The organism is Nocardioides sp. Z50_6 (genome assembly GCF_058215755.1).
On record NZ_JBZAJB010000001.1, the window covers coordinates 338,987 to 360,862 of the forward strand.

The window sequence follows — 21,876 nt, forward strand, 5'->3', positions numbered from 1 at the left end:
TTCAGTTTGTCGACGCCCTCACCGAAAGCACACCGCCCGTGAGCCTGCGCCCCCGCCGCACCGGAACCGACCTCGCCCTGGTCGCGGCCTTCGCCGCGATCATCGCCGTCTGCGCCATCATCGCCCCGATCAAGATCGGCCTCCCGGTGCCCATCACCCTGCAGACCCTGGGGGTCCTGCTGGCCGGCGCGGTGCTCGGTGCGCGGCGCGGGTTCCTGGCCGTGGTCCTCTACCTCGCCGTGGGTGCCGCGGGCCTCCCCGTCTTCTCCGGCGGCGCGGCCGGCCTCGGCGTCTTCCAGGGCCCGACGATGGGCTACCTGCTCTCCTTCCCCTTCGCCGCGGCCCTGTGCGGGTTCTTCGTCGAGCGGCTCCCCCGCCACAAGATCGCCACCTCGGTCCCGCTCGTCTTCGGGGCGGGCCTGCTCTCCAGCGCGCTGCTCATCCACACCAGCGGCATGGCCGGCCTGGTCTGGCGGCTGCCGACCAGCTGGGAGGGCGCCTGGGACATCGACCGGTTCTTCTGGCCCGGTGACGTGGTCAAGAACATCGTGATGGCCCTGATCGCCACCTCGGTCCACCGCGCCTTCCCCGACCTCCTCGGCACCCCGCGCCGCTCCCCCGAGCCGGAGCGCGAGACGATCGGGACGTGACCAGCCTCGAGCTCGACCGGGTCGTCGTCTCCGCACCCACCACCAGCGGCGACGAGGTCATCCTCAAGGAGACGACCCTGACCCTCACCGAGCGGCGGATCGCCCTCATCGGCCCCAACGGATCGGGCAAGTCGACCCTCGCCCGGCTCCTCAACGGCCTGGTGGAGCCGGCCGCGGGACGGGTGCGGGTCGACGGCCTCGACGTGGCCGAGGACGGCAAGGAGGTCCGCCGCCGGGTCGGCTTCGTCTTCACCGACCCGTCCGCCCAGCTGGTGATGCCGACCGTCGTCGAGGACGTCGCGCTGTCGCTGCGGCGCACCCACCGGGACCGGGCCGCCCGGGCGGCCGCGGCCCACTCGGTGCTCGCCCGGTTCGGCCTGGAGGAGCTGGCCGACCGCAGCGTCCACACGCTCTCCGGCGGCCAGCGCCAGCTCCTCGCGATCGCCGGCGTGCTGGCCACCGACCCGGCCGTGCTGGTCGCCGACGAGCCGACCACCCTGCTGGACCTCGCCAACAGCCGGATGATCGGCGACCTGCTGCTCGGCCTGCCGCAGCAGCTGGTGCTGGTCACCCACGACCTCGACCTGGCCGCGCGCTGCGACCGGGCGCTGGTGGTCTCCGAGGGCGAGGTCGTCTTCGACGGGGCGGCCGAGGCGGCCGTCGCCCACTACCGGGCGACGGCGTGAACCACCCCCTGCTCGACGGCTACCGCCCCGGACGCAGCGCGCTGCACCGGCTGCCCGCCGGCGCCAAGCTGCTGGGGATGATGGCCGCCAGCGTGACGGTCGTCGCGCTGCGCGGGCCGGCGAGCGGAGTCGCCGCACTCGGCCTCTCGCTCTGCCTGGTCGTCTGGTCCGGGCTGGGGCTGCGCGGCACGCTGCGCGCCCTGCGGTCGCTGCTGCTGCTCGGGCTGCTGCTCGGGCTCTACCACCTGCTCCAGCGCAACTGGGCACTGGCGGCCGAGCAGGTCACCGACCTGGTCGCGCTGATCCTGCTCGCCACCGTGGTCACCGCCACCACACCGGTCGACGCCATGCTGGACGCGATCGTCCGGGGCCTGGGCCTGCTGCGCCGGGTGGGCGTGGTCCCCGAGCGGGTGGCGCTGGCCTTCAGCCTCGTGCTGCGGTCCGTCCCGCTGACGCTGGCGATCGCCCAGGAGACCGTCGATGCCGCCCGCGCCCGGGGGCTGGGCCGCGACCCCCGCGCGCTGCTCACGCCGATGGTGATCCGCACCGTGGCCCACGCCCGGCAGACCGGCGAGGCGCTGCACGCGCGCGGTCTGGGCGACGACTGAGCCGACTATCCTCACCGGCGTGATCGTCTCCCACCGGCAGCGTCTCCTCTTCGTGCACGTGCAGAAGACCGGAGGGCTCTCCACCGACACCCTGCTGGAGTCGCTGCTGCCCGACGCCGAGCGCGTCCAGGGGCTGCCGGGGACCCGGCACGCCAAGCTGCGCGCGGCCCTGCGCGAGCACCCGGAGTACGCCGACTACTTCGTCTTCGGCTTCGTCCGCAACCCGTGGGCCCGGCTGCTCTCGTGGCACGCCATGGTGCTGCGGCGCAACGCCTCCGCCGCCGAGGGCAACGACTTCGTCGCCCACCGGCTGGAGGCCAACAACTTCTGGCGCAAGGTCGGCGAGGAGTACGCCGACTTCGAGGCCTTCGTGCTCCGTGGCACCCGCGAGATCCCCCGCCTCGGCACCCCCCAGCTCGACTGGCTGCGGGCTCCTGGCCGGGAGGCGGACTTCATCGGGCGGACCGAGTCGTTCGCCGACGACCTCACCACCGCCCTGGAGCGGGCCGGGGTGCGGGTGCCCACCGGAGCGATTGAACGGCGCAACGCCGGCCCGCCGACCGACTACCGCGGTGCCTACAGCGCCGAGATGCGGGACCGGGTCGCCGAGGCCTTCGCCGACGACATCGAGGCCTTCGGCTACCGGTTCTGACCCGTGTCTCCCGGCGGAGCGCCCGCTTACACGCCCGCGCGGCACTCACCAACCGGGCGGCCGGCGGTGCGCCCACGGCGCGGCCGCCTCGATCTGCGCGGAGACCGAGAGCAGCAGCTCCTCCTGGGCGGGGCGGGCGGCCAGCATCACCCCCACCGGGAGCCCCTCGGGGGTCCAGTGCAGGGGTAACGAGACCGCGGGCATGCCGGTGACGTTCCAGACCGAGGTCCAGGGGGTGAAGCGCATCTGGTTCTCGAAGTCCGCGGCAGGGTCTGCGTCGTCGCGCAGGGCGCCGACCGGCAGGGGCGGCGCGGCCAGCGTGGGGGTCAGCACCAGGTCGTAGGGGGCGAGCGCCGAGAGCGCGCCGGCGGCGAGCCGCCGCAGCTCGCCGATGGCCAGCCCGAACTCCGGGCCGCTCACCTCGTGCCCACGCGCCGACAGCCACCGGGTCAGGGGACGCAGCAGATGCTCGCGACCCGGCGCCGGGGAGAGCGCGGTCAGCACCGACCAGCAGGTCTCGAAGACCGGCACCGCCTCGCGCGGCAGCGGTACCTCGATGTCCTCCACCTGGTGGCCCAGCGACTCCAGGAGTGCGGAGGCGTCCTCCCAGGCGGTGACGCACTCCGGGTCCACGACGGTCTCGGTGAGCACGGGCGCCACGAACCTCGCCACCCGCAGCCTGCCCGGCTCGCGGTCGCACGCCGCCAGGAAGGAGGTGGACGGCTCGGGCGCCCAGGACGGGTCGCCCGTCCGCGGGCCGGCGAGGACGTCCAGCAGGGCCGCCGCGTCCCGCACGTCACGGGCGATCGGACCGGCGGTGGCCAGGCCCACCGGGTCGCCGTACCCCGGCCCGCCGCTGATCCGTCCGCGGGACGGCTTGACCCCGACGAGCCCGCAGCACGAGGCGGGGATGCGGATGGAGCCTCCACCGTCCGAGCCGGGCGCCACCGGGACGAGGCCGGCAGCCACCGCGGCCGCCGCTCCCCCCGACGACCCTCCCGCCATCCGGGTGCGGTCCCACGGCGTGACGGCCGGCGGCAGTCCCTCGGGCTCGGTGTAGCAAGGGGACCCGAACTCGGGGGTGCTGGTCTTGCCCAGCCAGACCATCCCGGCGGCCTCGACCGACTCCACCAGGTAGTCGGAGGTCTCGGGCACGTGGTCGGCGTACGCCGCGGAGCCGAAGGTGGTGCGCACGCCCGTGGTCGGATGCAGGTCCTTGATGGCGGTGGGGACGCCGTGCAGGGGCGAGGCGCCCTCGCGCGGCAGCGCCGCGGCCCGCTCGCGGGCCAGCCCCGGGACCAGGGTGACGAACGCGCCGACGTCGTCGGTGCGGGCCAGGTAGTGCTCGACCAGCTCGAGGGGAGAGACCTCCCCGCGGCGGACGGCGGCACCCTGGGCCAGCGCGGTCAGCTCGTGGAGCTCAGCCAACGGACCGACCCGACGTGTCCGTCCCCGGGGTCCTGCGTCCCCGGCGGCCCAGCACGAAGGCGAGACCCACCAGAGCCACCAGCGCCACCGCCCCCACGACCCACCAGAGCACCGTCCCGGAGTCGCCGTCCTCGGCCGCGGCGTCGTCCTCCCGCACGGGGTCCGCCCCCGCGGTCTCCTCGGTCGGCTCGTCGGTCGGCTCGCCCTCCTCGGCCGCCGGGCCCTCGACCTCGCCCTCGAACTGGGGCTCGCCCTCGACCTCCCCCACCAGCTCGGCACGCAGGCGCACGGGGGCGGCGAACCCGTTCGCCTCCTCGGAGCTCTCGCGTCCCAGGCCCAGTGCCACGTACTGGTAGCCGTCCTGGACCACGGTCCGCACGTTGGGGTGTGGCGACTCCACGTTCCGCACCCGCACCGGCGGCACGACCGCGGTGACGACAGTCGGCTGCTCGCCGTTGTAGAACCCTTGGGCGGTGATGCCCCGGTCGGAGTCCCAGACCCGGCTCTGCGCCTGGCCGAGGGCGGAGTAGGAGAGCATCTCCACGTGCGGGCCCTGGGCGCCCAGCAGGCTCGCGGCCCTCGGGTCGGTGCCGAGGCGCGCGCTGACCCGCAGCGCCTGGCCGTAGCCGGTGCGCACCTTGTAGACCAGCACCTCGGAGGGACGCACGGTGTCGGTGTAGGTCGTGCCGGGCTGCAGCTCCGGCGCGTCGTCGAAGGAGACCCCGCCGATCACCGGCTCCGCGGGTCCCGACGTGGGGATCTCGACCTTGCCGACCCAGTCCCCGTCGGACTCGACGTGCCCCGGCAGCGTCCCGGTGTCGGCGATCGGCGGGTGGTTGCTGACCTGGAGGCGATAGTCGGAGACCCCCGCCTCGCTGACGACGGTGGCCAACAGCTGGTCGTCGCTGTCGCAGCCGTCGGCGAAACGGGGAGGGCCGAACTGGTTGAATGCCGCCGCCGTCGAGACCAGCGGGGTCATCCCCAGGATCTGGAACGACTGGGCGAAGCCCCGCGAGCAGGCCTCGCCGTCCACGGTGGTGAGCTGGACGTGCACCACGGTGTGCCAGCTCTCCTCCCCCTTCGGCGGACGCACCAGCGCCGAGACCGAGACCCCGCCCCCTGCCGGGTTGTCCACCAGGTAGTAGCGCGCGGCCTCGTCGGGCAGGGAGGTGTCGAGGTAGGCACCGGGCTCGAGGGGCAGCGCGGTCTCCGCCGTGGTCCCGCCCTCGATCCGCTCGCCGTTCAGCTGGAAGCCGCGCAGCTCGCGCACGCTGACCTTGACCAGGCTGCTGGCGAGGTCCTCGGCGGAGGACGCGTCGTAGTAGTCGCCGTTGCCGGCGCGGGCGATGCAGCGCAGCGCCTCGCGGGCCTTGCCGGAGACGTCGAGACCGACCACGTTGATCGTCAGGTCGATCCCGCTCTCGGCGAGCTGGGCGGCGACCTTGCAGGGGTCCGGCTGGCACGTCGGCTCCCCGTCGGAGAGCAGCACGATGGTGCGCGACCCCTCCGCCCCCGACGCGAGGTCCTTGCCCGCCTCGCGCAGCGCGTGGCCGATGGGCGTCTCCCCGTAGGGCTCGTAGGCCGCCACCGCGTCGGTCAGGGCCTGGCGGTCCAGCGGACCGACGGGCACGACGGCCTGGGTGTCGGTGCAGGCGCCCGGCTCGCTGCGGTCGAAGACCTTCGCGCCGAAGACGCGGATCCCGACCTCGGCGTCGTCGGGGAGCTCCTCGACCACGCGGCCCAGCGCGTCCTTCGCCGCCTGGATCTTGGTGCCGCCACCCGCGGCAGGCCCCGCCATCGACCCCGAGGAGTCCAGCACCAGCACCAGCCAGCCCGGGCCCTCCTCGGTCGAGGCGGTCGACTCGGTCGACTCGGGCTCCTCGCCGGCGCGGGCCGGTGCCGTCGGGCCTAGCAGGACGACGCCGAGCAGGCTGGCGAGCACGGAGACGAGGAGGAGCGGCAGCAGCCGCGGGAGCATCTGGCGAGGGCGCATGGGCCCCATGCTTCCCACTCGGCGGCGTCTCAACCCTGTCAGCTTTGCGCGCCTTGCCCGGCTCACGCCACGTGGTGGCGGCGCAGGCCGTAGGTGAGCCCGTCGACCAGCGCCTCCCAGGAGGCCTCGACGACGTTGTGGCCTACCCCGACGGTCACCCACGAGGAGGCTCCGTCCGAGGTCTCGATCAGCACCCGGGTCACCGCGTCGGTGCCGTGGCCGGCGTCGAGGATGCGCACCTTGTAGTCGATGAGCTCGAACTTCGCGACCTCCGGGTAGGCCTGGGAGATCGCCTGCCGCAGGGCGGCGTCGAGGGCGTTGACCGGGCCGTTCCCCTCCCCGGCCACGACGTAGCGCACCCCGGAGGAGACCAGCTTGACCGTGGCCTCGGAGACCGCCTCCTCGCCCGCGGAGGCCGTCTCGGTGATCACCCGCCACGACTCGACGTCGAAGTAGGAGGGCCGCCGGCCCTCCACCTCCTCGACCAGCAGCAGCTCGAAGGAGGCGTCGGCGGCCTCGAAGGTGTAGCCCCGGCCCTCCATCTCCTTGACCCGGTCGGTGACCCGGGCGATCACCGCGCGGTCCCCCTCGGAGTCGCCGAGGTCGAAGCCCAGCTCGCGGCTCTTGAGCTGGATCGAGGCGCGGCCGGCCATGTCGGAGACCAGCAGGCGCATGTCGTTGCCGACCGCCAGCGGGTCGAGGTGCTGGTAGAGGTCGGGGTCGACCTTGATCGCCGATGCGTGGAGACCTGCCTTGTGGGCGAAGGCCGACGTGCCGACGTAGGGCTGTCGGCTGGCGGGCGGGAAGTTGGTCACCTCGGCCACCGCGTGGGCGATCCGGGTCGCCTCGCGCAGCAGGCCCGCGGGGAGCACCCGGCGGTCCAGCTTGAGCTCGAGGTTGGCGACCACCGAGATCAGGTCGGCGTTGCCCGTCCGCTCGCCGTAGCCGTTGAGCGTCCCCTGGACGTGCGTCGCGCCGGCCTCGACCGCGGCGAGCGTGTTGGCCACCGCGCAGCCGGTGTCGTTGTGGCAGTGGATGCCGACCCGGCCCCCCGTCGTCTCGAGCACGTCGTGGACCACGTCGGCGACCCACGGGGGCAGCATCCCGCCGTTGGTGTCGCACAGCGCGGCCACCTCGGCGCCCGCCTCGAAGGCGGTGCGCAGCACCTCCAGCGCGTAGGCGCGGTCGGCGCGGTAGCCGTCGAAGAAGTGCTCGGCGTCGAGGAAGACGGTGCGGCCCTCGGCGCGCAGGTGGGCGACGGTGTCGCGGACCATCGCGAGGTTCTCCGCCAGGGTGGTGCGCAGCGCCAACTCGACGTGCCGGTCGTGCGACTTGGCGACCAGGGTGACGACCGAGGCACCGGACTCGCGCAGGGCGGCGACCTGCGGGTCGTCGGCGGCCGCCACGCCCGCCCGGCGCGTCGAGCCGAAGGCGGTGAGCCTGGCGTGGCGCAGGTCCAGCTCGGCCGCCGCCCGGCGGAAGAACTCGGTGTCCTTGGGGTTGGCGCCCGGCCAGCCGCCCTCGATGAAGCCGACGCCCAGGTCGTCGAGCTGGCGGGCGATGCTCAGCTTGTCGGCGACCGAGAGGTTGAGCCCCTCCTGCTGGGCGCCGTCGCGCAGCGTGGTGTCGTAGACGTGGAACGAGCCCTGCAGGTCCATCTCGGCATCTCTCGGGTCGGGGTGAGGGAACAAAAAAACCTCCCGCGGGTGCGGAAGGTGGCGCGTCGAGATCTCCCGACGCGCTAGTGAATGATCCCCTGCTCGTGCATGGCGACATGGTGCCACGCAGCACTCGCGTGCGTCACAGCAGTCCGGAGAACGGGATCGCCCGCCAGGGGGCGTCCGAGGCCGGGTCCCAGCGCGTCCCCGCCTGGGCGAGGGAGACGAAGCCCGAGGCCACGGCCAGCACCACCGCCGCGGCGACCAGCCAGGCCACCGGACGGGCGGCGAGCGGGCGCACCACCCGACGCACCGGTCGGCGGACCCGACCACTGCCGGGCCCCCACCACAGGCCGACCACGAAGCCCGCACCCACCAGGAGCAGCGAGGTCGTCTCCCCCGCCGCGACGGCGAAGCAGAGCAGGGCCACCGCCAGCGCGATCCCCAGCGCCCATCCGGCGAGCACCAGGCTCCCCGGCAACGAGGCGAGGAGGTGGTAGGGGCTGGCCAGCGTGGTGAGCACCCCGTCGTACCACCGGCTGCCGCGGCTCAGCCGCCGGTCGCGGGCCGCCGATCCGGCCCGCGAGCCGGTGCGCAGCAACCAGACCACGCCCACCAGCACGGGGGTGGCCAGGTAGGGCGCCGAGGCCAGCGCGCCGGCCCCGGACGCTGCGAGACCGAGCAGCAGCACCGCCCCGCGCAGGCGCTCCGGGAGCCGCCGGCCCCCGTCCGCGGCCGCGGCGGGGTCCTCCTCGTCCCAGGTCCAGGCGTCCCAGGCCCCTTCGTCCCCGTCCCGGGGGTCCGAGCCCTGCTCGTCCCGGTCGCGCGGGTCCCAGGCGTGGGCGTCCCGGCCGTGCTGGTCCCAGGCGTGGGCGTCCGGCTGCCGGCTGCCGTGCTCCTCCCAGCGGCCGTGCTCGGGCGGCAGCCGCCGGGTTGAGCCGGGCAGCGGGAGGGGCACGGTGGGTGGGTCCTGCTGGTCCCGCGGGGGGAACCGGCGGGCGGGTGCCGGCCTCGGGGCCTCACCGCGGCGCAGCCACTCCCGCAGCTCGCGCACGGTGGGCCGGGCGGCCGGCTCCGGGTCGAGCGCCGCGAGCACCACCTCGCGCACCGGCCCGGAGAGCCCGCGCAGGTCGTGCTCACCGCGGCGCACCCGGTCCATCACGGCGACGTCCGGGCCGGAGCCGAACGGGCGACGGCCGGTCGCGGCATAGGCCACGGTCGCACCCCAGGAGTGCACGTCGGAGGCCGGGACGGCGTCGCGCCCGAGGAGGATCTCCGGCGCCAGGTAGCCGGGCGTGCCGAGCAGCCAGCCCACCCGGGTCAGCCGGGGGTCGTCGGCGAGGCGGGCCAGTCCGAAGTCGATCAGGACGGGGTTGCGCCCCTCCATCAGCACGTTGGACGGCTTGACGTCGCGGTGCAGGACACCGACCCGGTGCACCGCCTCCAGCGCCTCGGCCAGGGTTCGGGCCAGGTGGACCAGGTCCTCGCCCCAGACGGGACCCTCCTGGCGCACGTGCTCCTGGAGCGAGAGGCCGGGCACGTAGCGGGTGACCACGTAGGGCACCTCGCCCCACGGGTCGGCGTCCAGGATCTCGGCCACCCGGGGGCTGCGGATCCGGGAGAGCGTGCTCACCTCCCGCTCCAGCCGGGCGCGCGCCTCGTCGTCGCCGACCACGTCGGGCCGCAGCACCTTCAACGCCACCCGCGGTCCGCCGGGCCGGGCGGCCAGGTGCACGACGCCCATGCCGCCCTCCCCCAGCCGGGTGAAGAGCTGGTAGCCCCCGACACGCGGGCCCAGGGGCTCGTGTCGGGAGGCGGTCACCCGTCGAGGGTACCCAGACCCGGGGCGGGATCCCGGGAGGAGCCGCCCCGGTCGCGGGTCAGCAGACCCGGTGCATCCAGCCGAAGGTGTCCTCGGCCCGCCCGCACTGGATGTCGACGAGCGCCTGGCGGATCCGCATCGTCAGCTCGGTGCTCCGCGGCGCCGGCACGGTGCCCTGCGCCGAGCGCAGCTCACCGACCGGCGTGATCACGGCGGCCGTGCCGCAGGCGAAGACCTCGACGATGTCGCCCGAGGCCACCCCCTCGCGCCACTCGTCGATCGCGAACCTCCGCTCCTCCACCTGGTGGCCCAGCTTGCCGGCGAGCTCGATCACCGAGGCGCGGGTGATCCCCTCGAGGATGGTCCCGGTCTCCGGGGTGACGATGCGGCCGTCGGCGTGGACGAAGTACATGTTCATCCCGCCGAGCTCCTCGACGTAGCGGTGCTCCTCGGCGTCGAGGAAGACCACCTGGTCGCAGCCGTGGCGGCTGGCCTCCTGCTGGGCGACCAGCGACGAGGCGTAGTTGCCGCCGGTCTTGGCCGCACCCATGCCCCCCTTGGCCGCGCGGGTGTACTCCTCGGTGAGCCAGAGGCTGACCGGCTTCACCCCGCCCGGGAAGTACGAGCCCGCCGGGCTGGCGATCACCATGAAGGTGACGTGCTGGGAGGGACGGACCCCGAGGAACTTCTCGGAGCCGAACATGAAGGGCCGCAGGTAGAGGCTCTTCTCGCCCCCGCTGTCCGGCACCCAACGCTGGTCGGTGGCGACCAGGGCGTCGACGGCCTGCACGAACTCCTCGGGCGGCAGCTCGGGCAGGGCCAGCCGCTGGGAGGAGCGCAGCATCCGCTTCGCGTTCTCCTCGGGCCGGAAGGTCCAGATGCTGCCGTCGTCGTGGCGGTAGGCCTTCATCCCCTCGAAGGTCTCCTGCGCGTAGTGCAGGACCGCGGTGGCGGGGTCGAGGGACAGTGGACCGTAGGGCGTGATCCGCGCGTCGTGCCAGCCCCGCTGGGGGGTCCACTCGACCGTGAGCATGTGGTCGGTGAAGTGCTGGCCGAAGCCGGGGTCGGCGAGCACCTCCGCGAGGCGCTGGTCCTCGACGGGGTTGGTCGACAGTGTGGTGCTGATCTCCATGGCGTCAGGCTAACTGCTCGGGCCGGCCCCCCGGCCGAGCGAGGGGTCCGTGCGGTGGCGCCCCGGGGTTCCCGGGGCGGGGTGCGCGAAGGCCACGTCAGAGTCGGGCGGCGATGGCGTCGCCGACCTCCGACGTGCGGCGTACCTGCCCGCCGGACCGGCCCGCGAGATCCTCCAGCACGGCCTGCTCCACCCGCGCCGCGGCGTCGGAGCGACCGAGGTGATCCAGGAGGAGGGCCGCGGACAGGATGGCCGCGGTCGGGTCGGCCTTCTGCTGGCCGGCGATGTCGGGGGCGGAGCCGTGGACGGGCTCGAACATCGAGGGCGCGGTCCGGTCGGGGTTCACGTTGCCGGAGGCCGCGAGGCCGATGCCCCCGGTGATGGCGGCGGCGAGGTCGGTGATGATGTCGCCGAAGAGGTTGTCGGTGACGATCACGTCGAAGCGCGACGGGTCGGTGGTCATGAAGATGGTCGCCGCGTCGATGTGCATGTAGTCGCGGGTCACGTCGGGGAACTCAGCGCCCACCTCCTCGAAGAGGCGCCACCAGACCGAGCCCGCGTGGACCAGGACGTTGGTCTTGTGGACCAGGGTGATCTTGCGGCGGGGCCGCTTCTGCGCGCGCGCGAACGCGTCGCGCAGCACCCGCTCCACGCCGAAGGCGGTGTTGACGCTGACCTCGGTGGCCACCTCGGCGGGGGTGCCCACGCGCAGCGCGCCGCCGTTGCCCGTGTAGGGCCCCTCGGTGCCCTCGCGCACGACCACGAAGTCGACCTCGCCGGGCGCGGCCAGGGGCGAGGAGACGCCCGGGAAGATCCGGGACGGGCGCAGGTTGACGTAGTGGTCGAGCTCGAAGCGCAGCCGCAGCAGCAGGCCGCGCTCCAGCAGCCCGGGCGGCAGGCCGGGGTCGTTGGGCTTGCCGCCGACCGCCCCCAGCAGGATCGCGTCCTGGTCGCGGATCTCGGCCAGGACCGAGTCGGGGAGCACCTCGCCGGTCGCGAGGTAACGCTCCGCGCCGAGGTCGTAGCGGGTGGTGGAGAACATGCCTGGGGCGACCGCGTCGAGCACCTTGAGCGCCTCGGCGGTGACCTCCGGACCGATGCCGTCGCCGGGGATGACGGCGAGGGTGACCGGTGTGTCTGAAGGGGTCTGGGTCATGGCGTGAGGTTAGTTGTCGTCCGGCCGCTGGCCGCCGTCGTCTCGCAGGTCAAGCGCGGTCTGCAGGGCCTGGTGACTCTGTGGGCTGTCGGGGTCGTGACGGGCCGGGCCCCAGTCGGACGGGTACATGTCGTACATGGCGTGCTCCTCGGTGATCGGGACGGTCAGGAGTGGTGCTGAGGGGGGCAGCACCCCTGGGCCGCGGCGGACGGGTCCCGAGCTCGACCACGGATCACGTGGGAGGAGGGGCCGTCGGCATCGCCGGGAGCGGATCACGTCGGCCGGAGAGGCGGAGCGCCGCGACACAGGTGGGGCTGCTGGTCGAGGGCCACGTCAACGCCGAACACCGCGGCGAGGTGGCCCTCTGTCAGGCCTCGCCGCGGCAGTCGATGAGTACGAAGACGCTCCGCATGGTGGTGCGAGGATACGACGCGCCACCCGCGGCCCGGAAGCAGGCGGCGATAATCGTCCAAAGTGCGAGACGGCTTTCCCAGGATGAGAGACTCGAGCCATGAGTGCTCCCCCCGAACTCCCCGAGATCGTCGCGCGTGCCTTCGACGTCTCCCGCAAGGCGGGATACGTCTCGTTCTGCCGCAACGAGACCGGACGCCTGCTCGCCACCCTCGCCGCCACGCGCGGCGGGGTGATGGCCGAGTTCGGCACTGGGTGCGGCGTGGGCACCGCCTGGCTGCGCTCGGGCGTGCGCACCGATGCACGCATCCTGACCGCGGAGCTGAACCCTTCGCTGGCCGCCGCGGCCGCCACGATCTTCACCGACGACCCCTCCGTGGAGGTCTTCCAGGCCGACTGGTCGACCCTGAGCAGCAAGGGGCCCTTCTCGCTGCTCTTCCTCGACTCCGGCGACCCCGACAGCGTGCGGGTGGACGCCGTCGCCGACCTGGTCGAGCCCGGGGGCCTGGTCGTGCTGGACGACTTCACCCCGTGCGAGTCCTGGCCGCCGATCTACATGGGCCGGGTCGACACGTTGCGCGAGGAGTGGCTCACCGACGAGCGCTTCACCGCCGTCGAGGTGATGATCGCGCCCGACGCCTCGGCGCTGATCGCCACCCGCCGCTGACCCAGCGGTGCGTCACCGCACCGCCTCAGTGGTAGTAGTTCACGTCGTCGAGCAGCAGCCCGGCCACGACCGGGTTCGGCTTTCCGCTGGGGTCGTGCTGGATCCCCAGGACGTGCCGCTTCCGGGTGCCGTCGTCGAAGGTCAGCTCCACGATGCCCTTCGAGACGACCCGGTAGGTGCCGCGCTGGTCGGGCGGCAGGATGCTCCACACGCTGCCCAGCCCCGGCCAGCTCCCGATCGTGACCTCGCTGCGGACGAACCGGCCGTCCGTGGCGAGCGAGAGGTGCTCGGTCCAGCTGTTGCACATCAGCAGGCAGTTGCCGGCCCAGTTCTGGTGGATGAGGTCCGTCTGGATCTTCGATCCCTTGGCGGCGAGCGTCAGGGGGTGGAAGTCGATCTTCTCCCCGACCCCGGGGTGGGCGTAGGTGAAGCCCTCGGAGGTCACCTTCGCCTTCTTCTTCCCGATCCGCACCGTGCCCTTGCGCCTGTTCCAGGTGTAGCGCTGGCACTCCTTGACCTTGGCCGAGCACCTCGGCTTCCGGCCCTCGGACCAGCCGGTGTAGGCCCACTTCGAGTCCACGAACCAGACCGCGTGACTGACCCATCCGGCCGAGTCCAAGGTGGTCGTCTCCTCCCAGCCCCACCAGTAGCTGCCCGCCAGCTTCTTGGGCACGGTCGGCTTCGGCGTGATCGCCACCTGGGTCCGGGCGGTGGCCGGCTCGGCGCCGGCCGCGGTGGCGGTCAGCGTGACGGGCAGGGGGCGCGGGTCCGGGACGGGCTTGCCCGACTTGCCCTTGCCCTTCTTGCCCTTCGTCGCCTTCTTCTTCGGCGGTGCGAGACGGACCTTCAGCTCGGCGTGCTCCGTCGAGTTGCCGGCGAGCGCGCCCAGGTCGACCTCTGCCTGGCGCAGCTGCACCCCGGCGCCGGTGGCGGTGAGCCGCACGGGCCCGGCGTCCCCCCTGCCGGTGTTGCGCACGGTGACGCGCAACGACGCCCACCGTCCGGCCCGGGCACCCACCATCAGCTCGCCGGGTTCGACCTCGAGCACGGGCCGGTGCGTCTCGGCGAGCTCCTCGGCGTACGCCCTGCTCAGCCAGTCGCCGCCGGCGGGGGGCAGGACGGCGGCGTAGGCACAGTCGAGCTCGGTCTCCCGCAGACGGGGATCGGCCCCGCTCGTGAGGGTCACCGACGCTCCGCCGGCCGTCCGGGTCACCGGCACGGCAGTCCCGTCGGCCCACCGCCCCTGGGCCTCGGCCGCGACCGTCGCCGCGACCGCGGTGAACGCCGCCACGCACGAGGTGCCGCTCCAGGTGCCCAGCACCACGCCGAGGGCCGCCTCCGCGTCGGCGGGCGGCTGGGCGAACGACGCGGTCGTCGTGAGGACCTGTGCCTCCAGGTCGACGGTCACCTCGACCCCCGTGAGCTGGTGCTGGGGGTTGGTCGAGGTCGACTCCACGTCGTCGAGCACCACGTGGCGACGCACCACGCCGTCGCTCCACCCGTCGGCCTGCGCAGAGGTCCGCGCCCCGTCCGCCGCCCGCAGCTCGTCCGGCGCGATCGTGCCGGGCAGCGGGTCGCCGGTGGCGACGGCGGCTCCTCCCCCCGCCACCAGCAGCAGGACGACGGGCACGGTGGTCATGGCACGACGGAGCAGCATCATTGTCCCCCCAGAGGCTCGTGCCCGGCACCCTAACCGCAGGCGCCGCCCTCAGGCCAGGTCCACGGCGTGCACGGCGTGGGCGTCGATCGCGGCCTTGATCTCGCTGAGCACGTCGGCCGGGATGGCGGAGTCCACCGAGAGCGCCACCAGTGCGCGGCCACCCTTGTCCTCCCGGGCCACCTGCATGCCGGCGATGTTGACTCGGGCATCCCCGAGGATCCCGCCGACCGTCCCGACCATCCCCGGCCGGTCCTCGTAGACGAAGAACGCGAGGTGCTCGGTGGGCTCGAGATCGACCTGGAAGCCGTTGACCTCGACCAGGCGCTCCCGCTGCGCGAGCCCTACCAGGGTGCCGGCCACGGAGACCTGCGAGCCGTCGGAGAGGGTCCCCCGCACGGTGATCAGGCTCCGGTGGTCGGGGCTCTCGGGCTCCGCCACCAGGCGCACGGCGGTGCCCCGCTCCGCGGCCAGCAGCGGCGCGTTCACGTAGGAGACCTGCTCCTCGACGATGTCGGAGAAGGCGCCCTTGAGTGCGGCCAGCTCGAGCACCCGGACGTCGAACTCGGTGATCTCGCCGCGCACCTCCACGTCGATGGCCTGGGCCACCTCTCCGGCCAGGGCGGTGAAGACCCGTCCCAGCTTCTCGGCCAGGGGAATGCCGGGCCGTACGTCCTCGGCGATCACCCCGCCCTGGACGTTGACCGCGTCGGGGACCAGCTCACCGGCCAGGGCGAGCCGCACCGACCGGGCGACCGAGATCCCGGCCTTCTCCTGGGCCTCGGCCGTGGCGGCGCCCAGGTGCGGGGTGGCGACCACGTTGTCCAGTGCCAGCAGCGGGGAGTCCGGGCACGGCTCCTCGGCGAAGACGTCGAGACCGGCGGAGGCGACCCGGCCGGTCTTGAGCGCGTCGTGCAGCGCCGCCTCGTCGACGATGCCGCCACGAGCCGCGTTGACCAGCACCAGCGTCGGCTTCACCTGGGCCAGCTCGGCCGCCCCGATCAGCCCCGTGGTCTCCGGCGTCCTGGGCAGGTGCACCGACATGAAGTCGGACTCGGCCAGCAGGGTCTCCAGGTCGACGAGCCGCACGCCCATCTGGGCGGCCCGGCCGGCCTGCACGTAGGGGTCGTAGGCGATGACGCGCATCCCGAAGGCGCTCAGCCGCTGCGCGACCAGCACCCCGACGCGACCCAGGCCCACGATGCCGAGCGTCTTCTCGAACAGCTCGGTGCCGGTGAACCGGCCGCGCTGCCACTCGCCACGTCGCAACGCCGCGTGGGCCGGGCTCAGGTGCCGCGCCGCGGCCAGCATCAGGCCGACCGTGAGCTCCGCCGCGCTGACCAGGTTGGACGACGGCGCGTTGACCACCATCACGCCGTGCTGGGTGGCCGCGCGCACGTCGATGTTGTCGAGGCCGACACCGGCGCGCGCCACCACCCTGAGCCGGGGAGCGAGCCCCAGCAGCTCGGCGTCGACGCGCGTCTCCGACCGGACCAGCAGCGCCTCGGCCACCCTGACCTCGGCCAGCAGCCGCTCCCGGTCCGCGCCGTCGCAGGTGCGGATCTCGAAGTCCTGCCCGAGCTCGGCGACGGTGGCCGGACTGAGCGGCTCGGCGATCAGGACGACAGGGCGGTGGGTCACAGCGGGTCCTTGCGGGGAGGATTCGGGGGCGACTCGGGGCCGCGGGTGCACGACGCTGTGCCTCCGGCAGCCTAGCCCAGCCCTCGCCCCGGTCCCGGCGTCCGGGACCCGACCGCGCCGCCCGGCCGGTGTCCGCGGATCTCGTTCCCTCGTGGTCGTCACCGACGTCCTCCCCGATCCGCAGCACGCGCCCGGGTGGTGTCCTCGTCGGGGGCGCCCCCGGGGCCTCTCAGGGGTCTCACCGATGCGCCCGGGGCGGCGCCGGCCGGAGGCTGGGAGCCATGATCACCCTCGATTCCCTCACCAAGAGGTACGGCCCCCACCTGGCCGTCGACGACGTCACGTTCAGGGCCGCCCCCGGGCGCGTCACCGGCTTCCTCGGGCCCAACGGAGCCGGCAAGTCCACCGCGATGCGGATGATGACCGGGCTCACGCCGCCCACCCGCGGAACCGCCCTGGTCAACGGCCGCCGCTTCGTCGACCTGCCCAACCCCGGCCGCGAGGTGGGCGTGCTGCTCGACGCCTCGGCGCAGCACGCCGGGCGGACCGGTCGCGAGATCCTCGCCATCGCGCAGCGGACCATGGGACTTCCCCGGACCCGGGTGGAGGAGATGCTCGAGGTGGTGGGACTGACCCCCACCGAGGCCGAGCGCCGCGTGCGTCACTACTCGCTCGGCATGCGCCAGCGGCTGGGCATCGGCCTGGCCCTGATCGGCTCCCCCGGCGTGCTGATCCTCGACGAGCCGGCCAACGGGCTGGACCCGGCCGGCATCCGCTGGATGCGCGACCTGCTGCGCGACTACGCCGACGACGGCGGCACCGTGCTCCTCTCCTCCCACCTGCTCCACGAGATCGAGGTCGTCGCCGACGACCTGGTGGTCATCGGGAACGGGCGGATCGTGGCCCAGGGCACCAAGGCCGAGCTGCTGGAGTCCGCCGGCACCGTGGTGCGGGCGCGGGACGGAGCCGCGCTGCTCGCCGCCCTCACCGGCGCCGGGCAGCCTGCCACGACCCACCCCGACGGCAGCGTGCACACCGAGGCGAGCGCGGAGGCCGTCGGCGAGGTCGCACTGGCCGCCGGGGTCCCCCTGCTGGAGCTGCGCACCGCCGACAGCCACGGGCTGGAGGAGATGTTCCTCCAGCTCACCGCCCAGACCCAACGCGACCAGATCGTCGCCCCCACCACAGGAGCAGCAGCATGAGCGCCCTGACCGACCACTCGACCCACCCGCTCCAGGCGGGCCCCGGGGCCGGAGCCACCGCCGCCACCGCGGCGATCGGCTCGCCCCACCCCTCGATCCCGATGTCCAGGATCCTCTGGGTGGAGCTGACCAAGATGTTCGACACCCGCTCCGGGTTCTGGCTGCTCTCCGCCACCGGCCTGCTGGCACTGGTGGCCACCGGGGCGGTGATCCTCTTCGCACCGGAGGAGGCGCAGACCTTCGAGAGCTACGGCTCGGCCATCGGCATGCCGATGACGGTGATGCTGCCGGTGATGGCGATCCTCGCGGTGACCGGGGAGTGGTCGCAGCGCAGCGCGCTGACGACGTTCACCCTGGTCCCCCGCAGAGGCCGGGTGCTGCTCGCCAAGGCCGTCGTGGCCGTCGGCGTGGGCGTGGCCTCCATGCTGGTGGCGCTCGGCGTCGGGGCGATCGGCAACGTCGTCGGCACCGCGATCTCGGGGGCCCCGACCACCTGGGACGTGGGCGTCACCGAGCTGCTCCAGATCATCCTGGCCAACGTGATCGGCCTGTTCATGGGGTTCACCCTCGGGGTGGTGCTCCGCAGCTCCGCGGCGGCCCTGGTGGGGTACTTCGTGTGGTCCCTTGCGCTCCCCAACGTGCTCTTCGCACTCGGCACGGTCCAGGAGTGGTTCGCCGACGTGCAGCCCTGGGTCGACCTCTACTACGCGAGCATGGCGCTCTACGACGGGGCACCGACCGGCGAGCAGTGGGCCCAGCTCGGCACCGCCGCCGTGCTGTGGCTGGCGATCCCGCTGACCTTCGGGCTGTGGCGGGTGCACCGGGCCGAGGTCAAGTAGCTCGGCGTGAGCCCGGGGTCACCCGGGCAGCAGCAGGGCCCGACCCGCCGGTGTGCCGGCGGGTCGGGCCCTGAGCCCGTGCTGAAGCCTGCGGCGCGATCAGCGAGCGGCCGAGCCCTCCGTGTAGTCGCTGTCCTCCTGCTTCCACGCGAAGTGGGAGCGCAGCTGCTTGCCGGTGGCCTCGATCGGGTGGGAGGCACCCTTCTCGCGGAGGGTCGCGAACTCGCTGCCGCCGTTGTCCTGGTCCTCGATGAACCGCTTGGCGAAGGTGCCGTCCTGGATGTCGGCCAGGATCTCCTTCATCGACTCCTTCACCGCAGCGGTGACCACGCGCGGGCCGGAGACGTAGTCGCCGTACTCGGCGGTGTCGGAGACCGACCAGCGCTGCTTGGCGATGCCGCCCTCCCACATCAGGTCGACGATCAGCTTGAGCTCGTGCAGCACCTCGAAGTAGGCGATCTCCGGCTGGTAGCCGGCCTCGGTCAGGGTCTCGAACCCGGCCTGGACCAGGTGGGAGACACCGCCGCAGAGCACGGCCTGCTCACCGAACAGGTCGGTCTCGGTCTCCTCGGTGAAGGTGGTCTTGATGACGCCGGCGCGGGTGCCGCCGATGGCCTTGGCGTAGGACTTGGCCAGCTCCCAGGCGGAGCCCGAGGCGTCCTGCTCGACCGCGATGATGTCCGGGATGCCGCGGCCGGCGACGTACTCGCGCCGCACCGTGTGGCCGGGCGCCTTGGGGGCGACCAGGATCACGTCGACGCCCTCGGGCGGCGTGATGTAGCCGTAGCGGATGTTGAAGCCGTGGCCGAAGACCAGGGTGTCGCCGGGGGCCAGGTTCGGCTCGATCGCGTCCTTGTAGACGTGGCGCTGGACCTGGTCGGGGGTGAGGACGACGATCACGTCGGCCTCCTCCACGGCCTCGGCGGGGGTCAGCACCCGCAGGCCCTCGTCCTCGGCCTTGGCGCGGCTGCGCGAGCCCTCGAGCAGGCCGACGCGGACGTCGACGCCCGAGTCGCGCAGGTTGAGCGCGTGGGCGTGGCCCTGGCTGCCGTAGCCGATCACCGCGACGCTCTTGCCCTGGATCAGGGTCAGGTCGGCATCGTCGTCGTAGAACATCTCAGCCACTGGGGCTCTCCTTAAAGGGGTGTGATTCGTGGGAACAGGGGTGGGGGTGTGCGGTCGGCGTGGGTCAGCCGGCGTCTCTGGCGGCGACCGGGACGGTGACCGGGCGTCCGGTCCGCTCGGTGATCGAGCGCGAGCCGCGCCCGATGGCGACCAGACCGGACTGCACCAGCTCGCGGATCCCGAACGGCTCGATGATCCGGAGGAAGTCGGCGAGCTTCTCGGAGTTGCCGGTGACCTCGATGGTCACCGCGTCGGGGGCGACGTCGACGACCTTGGCCTTGAAGAGCTGGACGGCGTCGAGCACCTGGCCCCGGGTCTCGGCGTCGGCGCGCACCTTGACCAGCAGCAGCTCGCGCCGGACCGCGGCCCGGCCCTCGAGCTCGACGATCTTGATGACCTCGACGAGCTTGTTGAGCTGCTTGGTCACCTGCTCCAGCGGCAGGCCGTCCACGTTGACCACGATGGTCATCCGGGAGATCTCGGGGTGCTCGGTGGGCCCCACGGCGAGGCTCTCGATGTTGAAGCCCCGGCGGCTGAAGAGGCTGGCGACCCGGGCCAGGACGCCGGGCTTGTCCTCAACCAGGACGGACAGGGTGTGGGTGCTCACAGGTCATCCTCGTCGAACTGGGGCGCCATGTCGCGCGCGTACTTGATGTCGTCGTTGCTGGTGCCGGCGGCCACCATCGGCCACACCATGGCGTCGCGGTGCACCCGGAAGTCCACCACCACGGGCCGGTCGTCGATCGCCATGGCCTTCTCGATGGTCGCGTCGACGTCGGCCTCGCTCTCGCAGGCCAGGCCGACGCAGCCGTAGGCCTCGGCCAGCTTGACGAAGTCGGGGATCCGCTTGGAGTGCAGGTCGGTGTTGGAGTAGCGCTCGTTGTAGAAGAGCGTCTGCCACTGGCGCACCATGCCGAGCGACTCGTTGTTGATCACCGCCACCTTGATCGGGATGTCGTTGATCGCGCAGGTGGCGAGCTCCTGGTTGGTCATCTGGAAGCAGCCGTCGCCGTCGATGGCCCAGACCGTCGAGTCGGGCATCCCCACCTTGGCGCCCATCGCGGCAGGCACCGAGAAGCCCATGGTGCCCAGCCCGCCGGAGTTGATCCAGGTGTTGGGGTTCTCGTAGGAGACGAAGTGGGCGGCCCACATCTGGTGCTGGCCGACGCCGGAGGTGTAGATCGCCTCCGGCCCGGCGATGGACCCGAGCCGCTCGATGACGTACTGCGGGGAGAGGCTCCCGTCGTGCGGCTTCTCGTAGCCGAGCGGGTAGCGCTTCTTCACCCCCGCCACGAAGTCGACCCACTGCTCGTAGTCGCCGGTCCTCCCTTGCTCCGCCTCGGTCTCGAGGAGGGCGAGCAGGTCGATCAGGACCTCCTTGGCGTCGCCCACGATCGGCACGTCGGCGTGGCGGTTCTTGCCGATCTCGGCCGGGTCGATGTCGGCGTGCACCACCAGGGCGTTGGGCGCGAAGGAGTCGAGGTTGCCGGTCACCCGGTCGTCGAAGCGCGCCCCGAGGCTGATGATCAGGTCCGAGCGCTGCAGGCCTGCCACCGCGGCGACCGTCCCGTGCATGCCCGGCATCCCGAGGTGCTGGGGGTGGCTGTCGGGGAAGGCACCGCGGGCCATCAGGGTGGTGACCACGGGGATGCCGGTGAACTCCGCCAGCCGGCGCAGCTCACGGTGGGCGCCGGAGCGGATCACGCCGCCGCCGACGTAGAGCACCGGGCGGCGGGCCTCGAGGACCAGCCGGGCCGCCTCGCGGATCTGCTTGCTGTGCGGGCGGGTGATGGGCCGGTAGCCGGGCAGGTGCAGCTCGGTGGGCCAGACGAAGTCGGTCATCGACTGCAGGGCCGACTTGGCCACGTCGACCAGGACGGGACCGGGGCGGCCGGTGGAGGCGATGTGGAACGCCTCGGCCACGGTCCGCGGGATGTCGGCGGGGTCGGTGACCAGGAAGTTGTGCTTGGTGATCGGCATCGTGATGCCGCGGATGTCGGCCTCCTGGAAGGCGTCGGTGCCGATCATCGACGCCCCCACCTGACCGGTGACGGCGACCATCGGCACCGAGTCCATGTGGGCGTCGGCGATCGGGGTCACCAGGTTGGTGGCACCCGGCCCGGAGGTGGCCATGCAGACCCCGACCCGGCCGGTGGCGGCGGCGTAGCCCTGGGCGGCGTGTCCCGCGCCCTGCTCGTGGCGCACCAGGATGTGCCTGATCCGCGTGGAGTCCATCAGCGGGTCGTAGGCGGGGAGGATGGCGCCACCCGGGATCCCGAAGATGTCGGTGACCCCCGCGTTCTCCAGCGAACGCACCAGGCTCTGAGCCCCGGTGATCCTGCCGTCCTGCTCACTCATCGATCTCTTCCTCACTTCGAGACGCTGTCGGTCCGACCAAACAAAAAACCCCTCGGCCGATTGTCGGCGACGAGGGGTGACGCGTGTGCTGAGGGGTCTGACTCAGTCCACGCGTCGCGTGCGTACAAGAAGCTTCTGGGTGCGCATGGCACCACCGTCCCCGTCGCCGGTCCCCGACGTCAAGCGAGTGT

General features: G+C 73.0%; 19 protein-coding genes. 7 read left to right on the plus strand and 12 right to left on the minus strand.

Annotated features, from left to right (window positions below; all coding sequences use genetic code 11):
* Positions 1-38: 38 nt before the first annotated feature.
* From AC4BGE_RS01635 to AC4BGE_RS01650, 4 genes are read left to right on the plus strand one after another with little or no spacing between them, the layout of a single operon-like run.
* Positions 39-650, plus strand: coding sequence for a biotin transporter BioY (locus AC4BGE_RS01635; protein ID WP_490574148.1), 612 nt, complete (start codon positions 39-41; stop codon positions 648-650).
* The gene (locus AC4BGE_RS01640; RefSeq protein WP_490574149.1) at positions 647-1,336 is read left to right on the plus strand and encodes an energy-coupling factor ABC transporter ATP-binding protein; all 690 of its coding nucleotides are present in this window, start codon (positions 647-649) and stop codon (positions 1,334-1,336) included. Before AC4BGE_RS01635 ends, AC4BGE_RS01640 begins: the two co-directional genes overlap by 4 nt.
* Positions 1,333-1,944, plus strand: a complete 612-nt coding sequence (locus AC4BGE_RS01645) for an energy-coupling factor transporter transmembrane component T family protein (RefSeq protein ID WP_490574150.1) — start codon at positions 1,333-1,335, stop codon at positions 1,942-1,944. Before AC4BGE_RS01640 ends, AC4BGE_RS01645 begins: the two co-directional genes overlap by 4 nt.
* A gap of 19 nt (positions 1,945-1,963) precedes the next feature.
* A complete protein-coding gene (locus AC4BGE_RS01650) occupies positions 1,964-2,596 on the plus strand; it encodes a sulfotransferase family 2 domain-containing protein (RefSeq protein WP_490574151.1) in 633 nt (210 codons plus the stop codon).
* 45 nt (positions 2,597-2,641) lie between these two features.
* Here AC4BGE_RS01650 and AC4BGE_RS01655 read toward each other — a convergent pair whose 3' ends face one another.
* The 7 genes from AC4BGE_RS01655 to AC4BGE_RS01685 form a co-directional block, all read right to left on the minus strand.
* Positions 2,642-4,024 carry an amidase gene (locus tag AC4BGE_RS01655; protein ID WP_490574152.1) on the minus strand — a complete coding sequence of 461 codons (1,383 nt, stop codon included), beginning with the start codon at positions 4,022-4,024 and terminating at the stop codon, positions 2,642-2,644.
* Positions 4,017-6,017 (minus strand): vWA domain-containing protein, encoded by a 2,001-nt coding sequence (locus AC4BGE_RS01660; protein ID WP_490574153.1) that lies wholly within the window; start codon positions 6,015-6,017, stop codon positions 4,017-4,019. Before AC4BGE_RS01660 ends, AC4BGE_RS01655 begins: the two co-directional genes overlap by 8 nt.
* A 62-nt stretch (positions 6,018-6,079) precedes the next feature.
* A complete protein-coding gene (gene cimA, locus AC4BGE_RS01665; RefSeq protein ID WP_490574154.1) occupies positions 6,080-7,675 on the minus strand; it encodes a citramalate synthase in 1,596 nt (531 codons plus the stop codon).
* Positions 7,676-7,817: 142 nt separating this feature from the next.
* Entirely contained in the window at positions 7,818-9,497 is a 1,680-nt protein-coding gene (locus AC4BGE_RS01670; RefSeq protein ID WP_490574155.1) for a serine/threonine-protein kinase, read from the minus strand.
* A 58-nt stretch (positions 9,498-9,555) separates the two neighbouring features.
* A complete protein-coding gene (locus AC4BGE_RS01675; RefSeq protein WP_490569814.1) occupies positions 9,556-10,629 on the minus strand; it encodes a branched-chain amino acid aminotransferase in 1,074 nt (357 codons plus the stop codon).
* Between the two features lie 97 nt (positions 10,630-10,726).
* On the minus strand, positions 10,727-11,785 hold the full coding sequence (locus AC4BGE_RS01680) for a 3-isopropylmalate dehydrogenase (protein ID WP_490569813.1): 1,059 nt from the start codon (positions 11,783-11,785) through the stop codon (positions 10,727-10,729).
* Positions 11,786-11,794: 9 nt separating this feature from the next.
* Positions 11,795-11,923, minus strand: coding sequence for a hypothetical protein (locus tag AC4BGE_RS01685; protein ID WP_490569812.1), 129 nt, complete (start codon positions 11,921-11,923; stop codon positions 11,795-11,797).
* A 373-nt stretch (positions 11,924-12,296) separates the two neighbouring features.
* Between AC4BGE_RS01685 and AC4BGE_RS01690 the strand changes: the two genes are divergently transcribed.
* A complete protein-coding gene (locus AC4BGE_RS01690) occupies positions 12,297-12,863 on the plus strand; it encodes an O-methyltransferase (protein ID WP_490574156.1) in 567 nt (188 codons plus the stop codon).
* 25 nt (positions 12,864-12,888) lie between these two features.
* On the opposite strand, the gene AC4BGE_RS01695 is transcribed toward AC4BGE_RS01690, so the two are convergent.
* Together AC4BGE_RS01695 and serA are read right to left on the minus strand one after the other, a co-directional pair.
* Positions 12,889-14,502 (minus strand): hypothetical protein, encoded by a 1,614-nt coding sequence (locus AC4BGE_RS01695; protein ID WP_490574157.1) that lies wholly within the window; start codon positions 14,500-14,502, stop codon positions 12,889-12,891.
* A 69-nt stretch (positions 14,503-14,571) separates the two neighbouring features.
* A complete protein-coding gene (serA, locus tag AC4BGE_RS01700) occupies positions 14,572-16,161 on the minus strand; it encodes a phosphoglycerate dehydrogenase (RefSeq protein WP_490569809.1) in 1,590 nt (529 codons plus the stop codon).
* Positions 16,162-16,442: 281 nt separating this feature from the next.
* Here serA and AC4BGE_RS01705 point away from each other — a divergent pair, with 281 nt between their 5' ends.
* Complete coding sequence (locus tag AC4BGE_RS01705; protein ID WP_490574158.1) at positions 16,443-17,363, plus strand: ABC transporter ATP-binding protein; 921 nt, start codon at positions 16,443-16,445, stop codon at positions 17,361-17,363.
* Positions 17,360-18,202 (plus strand): ABC-2 transporter permease, encoded by an 843-nt coding sequence (locus tag AC4BGE_RS01710; protein WP_490569807.1) that lies wholly within the window; start codon positions 17,360-17,362, stop codon positions 18,200-18,202. Before AC4BGE_RS01705 ends, AC4BGE_RS01710 begins: the two co-directional genes overlap by 4 nt.
* 99 nt (positions 18,203-18,301) lie before the next feature.
* Here the strand turns inward: AC4BGE_RS01710 and ilvC are convergent, their stop codons facing one another.
* From ilvC to AC4BGE_RS01725, 3 genes are all read right to left on the minus strand, one after another.
* On the minus strand, positions 18,302-19,327 hold the full coding sequence (gene ilvC, locus AC4BGE_RS01715; RefSeq protein ID WP_490569806.1) for a ketol-acid reductoisomerase: 1,026 nt from the start codon (positions 19,325-19,327) through the stop codon (positions 18,302-18,304).
* 64 nt (positions 19,328-19,391) lie between these two features.
* On the minus strand, positions 19,392-19,934 hold the full coding sequence (ilvN, locus tag AC4BGE_RS01720; protein WP_490569805.1) for an acetolactate synthase small subunit: 543 nt from the start codon (positions 19,932-19,934) through the stop codon (positions 19,392-19,394).
* Complete coding sequence (locus AC4BGE_RS01725; protein ID WP_490569804.1) at positions 19,931-21,685, minus strand: acetolactate synthase large subunit; 1,755 nt, start codon at positions 21,683-21,685, stop codon at positions 19,931-19,933. The genes ilvN and AC4BGE_RS01725 overlap by 4 nt, the downstream gene beginning before the upstream one ends.
* Between the last annotated feature and the right edge of the window lie 191 nt (positions 21,686-21,876).